5 protein-coding genes and 1 pseudogene are annotated in these 7,227 nt (G+C 63.5%); 4 read left to right on the top strand and 2 right to left on the bottom strand.

The features are described 5' to 3' along the window. Positions 1-899, bottom strand: an 899-nt coding sequence (locus WA702_RS24305; RefSeq protein ID WP_425113098.1) for a magnesium transporter CorA family protein, incomplete at its 3' end; no start/stop codon positions are given. A 360-nt stretch (positions 900-1,259) separates the two neighbouring features. Here WA702_RS24305 and WA702_RS24300 point away from each other — a divergent pair. Continuing rightward, positions 1,260-1,940, top strand: a complete 681-nt coding sequence (locus tag WA702_RS24300) for a L,D-transpeptidase (protein ID WP_425113097.1) — start codon at positions 1,260-1,262, stop codon at positions 1,938-1,940. Positions 1,941-2,025: 85 nt separating this feature from the next. On the opposite strand, the gene WA702_RS24295 is transcribed toward WA702_RS24300, so the two are convergent. Next, positions 2,026-3,402 carry an extensin family protein gene (locus WA702_RS24295; protein WP_425113096.1) on the bottom strand — a complete coding sequence of 459 codons (1,377 nt, stop codon included), beginning with the start codon at positions 3,400-3,402 and terminating at the stop codon, positions 2,026-2,028. A 126-nt stretch (positions 3,403-3,528) separates the two neighbouring features. On the opposite strand from WA702_RS24295, the gene WA702_RS24290 reads away from it, so the two are divergent. The 3 genes and pseudogenes from WA702_RS24290 to WA702_RS24280 all read left to right on the top strand — a co-directional run. Next, on the top strand, positions 3,529-5,157 hold the full coding sequence (locus WA702_RS24290) for a fatty-acid--CoA ligase (RefSeq protein ID WP_425113095.1): 1,629 nt from the start codon (positions 3,529-3,531) through the stop codon (positions 5,155-5,157). Between the two features lie 132 nt (positions 5,158-5,289). After that, positions 5,290-6,495: an ABC transporter substrate-binding protein gene (locus WA702_RS24285; RefSeq protein ID WP_425113094.1), complete on the top strand. Its 1,206-nt coding sequence runs from the start codon at positions 5,290-5,292 to the stop codon at positions 6,493-6,495. Positions 6,496-6,780: 285 nt separating this feature from the next. Further along, positions 6,781-7,227: pseudogene (locus tag WA702_RS24280) on the top strand (DUF1499 domain-containing protein); the annotation flags it as partial.

Genomic DNA, 7,227 nt, shown 5'->3' with positions numbered 1-7,227 from the left:
CCGTGGGTCCATTCGAGCTCCGGCATCACCTTGAAGTTCATGCCGTAGATCGAGGCGATCAAAGTCGGCGGCATCAGGACCACGGCCATCACCGAGAACAGCTTGATGATGTTGTTCTGCTCGAGGTTGACGACGCCCAGCATCGCGTCCAGCACAAAGGTGATCTTGCCGGCGAGATAGGAGGCGTGATCGGTCAGCGAGGCGACGTCGCGCTGCATGGTCTTGAGCTGCTCGCGCATGTCCTTGGACCATTTGACGCCTTCGACCACCGCCTGGAGGAAAGCCACGAGCCGGCCGATCGAGACCAGGCTTTCGCGCACCTTCGAGGTCAGATCGCCCTTGCGGCCGATCGAGATCAGGATCTGGGCATATTGCTTGGCATGACCGTGGCGCTCGCTCTCGGGTTCGAAGATCTCGTGGCTGACCTGGTCGACGTCGGCCCCCACCCGCTCCAGGATGTCGGCGCAACGGTCGATCACGGCATCGAGCAGTTCCATCAGCACCATCTCGCCGGTCAGGCCGGCAGCGCAACTGCGCCCCAGCTTGGTCTCGACGGCGGCGAATGGCCTTGGCTGGTCGTAGCGCACCGTGACCAGCCGGTGCCCGGCCAGGATGAAGGTCACCGCCGTGGTCCGCGGCATATCGGTATCGGACTGGCACATCAGCGTGGCTGTCATGTAGCGGCCGCCGTTCTCGATGTAGAGCCGGCTGGAGATTTCGATCTCCTGCATGTCCTCCCGGGTCGGAACCGCGATGCCTGCGAGCCGCTCGACGGCCCGGTCCTCGGGTCCGGTCGGATTGAACAGGTCGATCCAAACCGCCGCGTCTGGCAACGCAGCAAGATCGGGCGGCGCCGTCTTCTTGAGCTGGGAGTCTGTAGGAACGAACACCGACAGCATGCGGGACTCCGGACGGAACGAGGCTCTTGCGGGATTTCAGCGGACTTAGAACAGCCTAGCTCGTCGTCCGCATGCGCCTTGTGACGCAGGTTCCGAGTCCGGTCCATTAGCTTTTGACGTTCCCGCCCTTTCGACGGGCTCCTGGCGATTCATTGGGCGGCAAGAAAGTCACACCTCGCAAAGTTCTCGCGGAAATCTTGCGACAAAAAAGCCACAACCGCCGCGCCGCAGCACGTCACTGCTGTGCTAGCGCTGGAATTGTGGCCGGTTTCGAGGATAATGACACCCAACGGAATCGTCACGCCGGGGCTGTGCTGATACGCCCCTGCAACGCATAGCTTTCAACTGGAATCGGGTGCCATGTCGTCGCTAAAGGTGAAATTGGGACTCCTGGCCGCTGGCCTGATGCTGTCGGGCTGCATGCAGGGTGCGCACTATGAGGCGACCAACGCACAAGCCTTCAAGCCTCATGACAAGGAGCTGCTCGCCAAGATCAGGTACACCAACGTGCCGGTCGCCGAGCCCTTCCGCCGCGCCATCGTCGATTACCACCGCAAGGAAGCGCCTGGCTCTATCCTGGTCGATTCCGACAATCACTACCTCTATTACGTGCTCGATAACGGCAAGGCGATTCGCTACGGTATTACCGTCGGCGAAGAAGCCATGGCTTGGTCGGGTGTCGCCAAGGTCGGTGCCATGACCGAATGGCCGGCTTGGCATCCGACCAAGGGCGAGATCGAGCGCCTGGGCGTGCCGACCTACGTGCCGCCGGGCCCCGATAATCCGATGGGCTCGCGGGCGATGTATCTCTATTCCAACGGCAAGGACACGCTGTTCCGCATTCACGGCACCAACCAGCCGGAATACATTGGCGCTTCGATCTCCTCGGGCTGCATCCGCATGACTAACGAGGACGCCATCGACCTCTACAACCGTGTGAAGGTCGGCGCTCCCGTCGTGGTGCTCGAGCCGCACAAGGGCGATTCGCCGTACACGCCGCAAATGGCCCTGCAGGGCGGCGGCAATTTGGCGATGCAATAAGCGAACATTTAGAGAAACTCATCCTCGCTCAAAGCGCCGGTCACCCCGGCGCTTTTTTGTTCGGCCGCTTCGAACGCATCGCGTCTCAGAAAAACGACGCGAACGGATTCCACGCGCGTGCGCGATGGCGGCGTCGCCTTGGCTTGTCCTCCGCGGCCTTTCGGCGCGAAAGCTTCCCGGATGCCGCCTTGTCCGAACCTGACTTCTCGGACGCGGCTGCTTCCGAGGGTGATTTTTCCGAGGCCCGCTTCTCGGTCTTGGCTGTGGATGCTTGCTCGGCTGGTTTCGCAGCCGATGGCTTGTCGGGCGCGGGTTGAGCATCGACCGCCTTAGGCGCCGTCGCAGGCCTGTTCTCCGGCTTATCTCTGCCAGTGGTCTCGGCAGGCGTCTTGACCGCCGGAGCCGCGGATGATGCCGGCTTCGGCGGAGCAGATAGCTCACCGGTTGTCGCGTTACCGGTCGAAGATCCCGCTTCCTGCTTGGCAGGTTTGTCCGACTTGTCGTCGCCGGCCTTGGCGCCCGCCTGCCCCTTCACCTTGTCCGCCGGACCCGCCGTCTGCGCGACCTCACGTGGCGGCGCGTCCTCGGGACGTTTCTCCGGCAGCAGCGGCGCCACCTTCGGCAGGGGATCGAGCACATCCCACTGGCAGATCCGGTAATTGCTGCGCCGCTCGATCAGATCGAGATGAATGTGGTCCTCGTGATACCCGTCGGAATTCGGGCCGAGCACGGTTGGAAAGCGCGTGCAGGCCGAATGCAGCACGGCCTCGCGGAACTCGCGGGGCTGGGTGCGGTCGGTGAGTTCGACCATGCGGCCATCGGCGAGCCTGAAACCATGAACGTCGATGGCATTGGCATGGCCATGCTCCGAGAGATGGGCGCCGGCGATGCCGTTGCGGCCGCGGCATTCGTAGGAATCGAAATTGTCGAGCGTCCTGATCTGACTGCCAAGCTTGGCCACTTCCGGGGCAACATCGTTGCGGATCCAGTTCACGACCGCGGTCGCCATCGTGCAGCGCATGATTCCCGCCGGCGTCAGCGCCACGCGCGTCTTGTCCGGCAGCACCACCGCTTCCAGCCGTACCAGGTCGTCGCCGCCGCAGGCGCCAGGGCCATGGATCGCAGGAACTGACGGCGCGATCGCGATCTCGTCCGTGAGCGCCAGTCGGCAGGCGGAGGGCGGCGGTGGTCCGGCCGCCTCCTGCTTGCTTCCGTCCTTGGCGTTCTCCTTGCCATCGTCCGTGGTCGGCGCATCCTTGCCCTTGGCGACCTCGGTCGAGCTGCGCGGCGGCGCCTCGGCCGGCCGTGGCTGCGGCAGCGGCACAGCTGACACCGCGACGGCGGACCGCGGCGTGGCTGTTTCGACCTGAGGCGCGACATGGCCATGGTGCCGGGGCCGGGCGGCCAGCGGCTCCGGCGCCATGATCCCGCTCAATGCGAGAATCGCCGCGGCGGTAACCATGGCCCGCCCCGCGGCATCAAGGCCGCCACAAGCCCATTTGCGTGGCGCGCGGCGCGCGCTAAAGATAGCGAAACGCCGCAAAATGTCTCGCCGCAACAAGCGATTACCGATTGGAGGAACGCCCTGATGCTGGGTTTGATGCAAGACTGGCCCCTGCTTTGTCACCGGATCATCACGCACGCGGCAGCGATCCACGGCGCGCAGGAAGTCGTGACGCGGTCGGTCGAAGGTCCGATTGTTCGCACCACTTATCGGCAAATCCACGACCGCGCCCTGCAGGTGTCACAAGTGCTGACGCGCGATGGCATCAGGCTTGGCGACCGCGTCGCCACCATTGCCTGGAACACCGCGCGCCATCTCGAGGTCTGGTACGGCATCATGGGGATCGGTGCGATCTGCCACACCATCAATCCGCGCCTGTTTCCGGAGCAGATCGCCTGGATCGTCAACCATGCGCAGGACCGCATCTTGATGGTCGATCTGACCTTCGTGCCGATCCTGGAGAAGATCGCCGACAAGCTGCCGAGCGTCGAACGCTTCATCGTGCTCACCGATGCCGCGCACATGCCGCAGACCACGCTGAAGAACGCGGTCGCTTACGAAGACTGGATCGCGCAAGGCGACGGCGACTTCGCCTGGGGAACCTTCGACGAGAACACCGCAGCCGCGATGTGCTACACCTCCGGTACGACGGGCGATCCCAAGGGTGTGTTGTATTCGCATCGCTCCAACGTGCTGCATGCCCTGATGGCCAATTCCAAGGATGCGCTCGGCACATCCGCCGCAGATACAATGCTGCCGGTGGTTCCCCTGTTCCATGCCAACAGCTGGGGCATCGCGTTCTCCGCGCCCTCGATGGGCACCAAGCTGGTGATGCCGGGGCCGAAGCTCGACGGCGCCTCGGTCTATGAGCTGCTGAGCACCGAGAAGGTGACCGCTACTGCTGGCGTGCCGACGGTGTGGCTGATGCTGCTGCAGCATATGGCCGCCAACAAGCTGACGCTGCCGGACCTGAAGATGGTGGTGTGCGGCGGCTCGGCGATGCCACGCTCGATGATCCAAGCGTTCCTCGACATGGGCATCGGCGTGCGCCACGCCTGGGGCATGACCGAGATGAGCCCGCTCGGCACGCTCGCGACCTTGAAGCCGCCCTTCGTCGAAACCGCGGGCGATGCCAGGCTCGACGTGCTGCAGACGCAGGGCTATCCGCCGTTTGGTGTCGAGATGAAGATCACCGACGATGCCGGCAAGAAGCAGCCCTGGGACGGCAAGACCTTCGGCCGGCTCAAAGTGTCCGGTCCCGCAGTCTCGAAGGCCTACTACCGGGTCGACACCAATATCCTCGATGAGGAAGGCTTTTTCGATACCGGCGACGTCGCCACCCTCGATCGGCACGGCTACATGCGCATCACCGACCGCTCCAAGGACGTGATCAAGTCCGGCGGTGAATGGATCTCCTCGATCGATCTCGAGAACCTTGCGGTCGGCCACCCCGCGGTCGCGGAGGCCGCGGTGATCGGCGTGCATCATCCCAAATGGGACGAGCGGCCGCTCCTGATCGTGCAACTCAAGCAGGGCCAGGAGGCGACGCGCGAAGACATCCTGAAGTACATGGAAGGCAAGATCGCCAAATGGTGGATGCCCGACGACGTTGCCTTCGTCGACGGTATTCCGCACACGGCGACCGGCAAGATCCTCAAGACCGCCCTGCGCGAGCAGTTCTCCAGCTACCGCTTCCCGAACGCTGCCGCATGACGCGTAGCGTCGTGCGGCCGTCCGTTAACTGATGCGGTATGTGTCTGGATTCCGCGACCAAAGGCGTATTGGAACGGCCGGGCCGGCTTCCTAAGGTCCCGCCGCATTTGAAAATATAAGGAAACGTCCAAGATGACTCAATTTACTCGCATCCTGCCCTGGCTCCTGGGCGCCTCGCTCGTGGCCACCGCCGCGCATGCCGCCGGCAACAAGGTGGTGATCGGCGACATCGACGACATGTCCGGCCTGTATGCCGACGTGATCGGCTCAGGCGGCGTCGTGGCCGCAAAGATGGCGATCGAGGATTTCGGCGGCAGCGTGCTTGGCAACAAGATCGAGTTCATGGAGACCGACCACCAGAACAAGCCCGACATCGGCGCGCAGAAATTCCGCGAATGGGCCGACCGTGACGGCGTCACCATGATCCTTGGCGGCTCCAACACCGGCGTCAGCCTCGCCATGAATAATGTCTCCAAGGAAAAGAAGGTCCCGTTCATTGCGATCGGCGCTGCCGGCGCCTCGCTGACCGGCAAGGACTGCACGCCCTACACCATGCACTATGCCTACGACACCACCTCGCTCGGCAACGGCACTGCCAAGACGATGGTCAAACAGGGTGGCAAGACTTGGTTCTTCCTCACCGCCGACTATGCCTTCGGCACCCAGCTCCAGGAAGCCGCGTCCAAGGTCGTCGAAGCCAATGGCGGCAAGGTCGTCGGCGCAGTGCGCGTGCCGCTGTCGACATCGGACTTCTCCAGCTATCTGCTGCAGGCGCAGAACTCCGGCGCGCAGGTGCTCGGACTCGCCAACGCCGGCAATGACTTTTCCAACTCGATCAAGGCCGCCGACGAGTTCGGCATCGCCAACACCATGAAGCCGGCGGCGCTGCTCGCCTTCATCTCGGACATCCACAGCCTCGGACTGAAGACCGCGCAGGGCCTCTATCTCACCACCGGCTGGTATTGGGACCTCAACGACAAGACCCGCGCCTTCTCCAAGCGCTATTTCGAGAAGACCAAGCGCGAGCCCACCATGAACCAGGCCGCCTATTACTCGGCCACGCTGACCTATCTCAACGCTGTGAAGGCGGCCGGCACCACCGATTCGGACAAGGTGATGGACCAGCTTCACAAGATGAAAATCGACGACATGTTCACCGACAACGGCAAGATCCGCGCGGACGGCCTGATGGAGCACGACATGTACATCATGCAGGTGAAGAAGCCCGAGGAGTCCAAATATCCGTGGGACTACTACAAGCTGGTGCAGACCATGTCGGGCGAGGAAGCCTTCGGCAAGCTCTCCGATTCGGAATGCCCGCTGGCGAAAGGCCATTGAGCTGGAACGCGCTGGGGCTTCGGTGAGGCCTGAGCCATGACGGCGACCTGACGAGGGCCTCCCATCGCACAAGTGATGGGAGGCCTTTGCTTTGGGGGCCGTCGCGGCCTGCCCTCGCGCCATCAGGGCTTTGCGGGTAGCAACCTGCGCAGCAGGCGTCAGGTACGGGCACACCTTCCGCACCCCCCTCGATGCCCCTTGAATTTACCGCATCGCCATGGTCTCACACGGAGAGAACCGGCCGCCCTCCTCCGGGTCCGGCCCAACCTGGTAGTTCCGCTTCCGATGGCCCGCAGGTTTCACGCTCCCTATCTGTCGGAGCCCGTCTCCAGCCTTGCAAGCTGGGCCCGCAATCTCGCCGTGTTCTCGGTGATCGCGGTCCTGGTCTCGATCATCGTCCTGCGCTTCGACTTCCTCGAGATGAAGCCGGCGCTGATGACCTTCTTCGGCGCGCTCGGCTGCGCGGTGCTGTCGATCCTGGTCGGGTTCGCCGCCTTCGTGGCGATCTGGCGCAACGGCAGCCGCGGCATGAGCCGGATCCTGCTCGCCATCGTGATTAACGCGATAGTACTGGCCTATCCCGCCTATCTCACCCTGCAATACCGCAAGCTGCCGAAAATCTACGACATCACCACCGACCCGATCGATCCGCCGCGCTTCGAGGCGCTCGCGCCGTTGCGCAACGGCGACGGCACCAACACTGCCGGCTATGCAGGTTTGTACTCGGCCGAG

Origin of the sequence: Bradyrhizobium sp. (assembly GCF_049798375.1) — a bacterium.
Lineage (GTDB): Bacteria > Pseudomonadota > Alphaproteobacteria > Rhizobiales > Xanthobacteraceae > Bradyrhizobium.
Note: the sequence above shows the minus strand (reverse complement) of the source record. Positions and strands in the feature narration are given on the sequence as shown.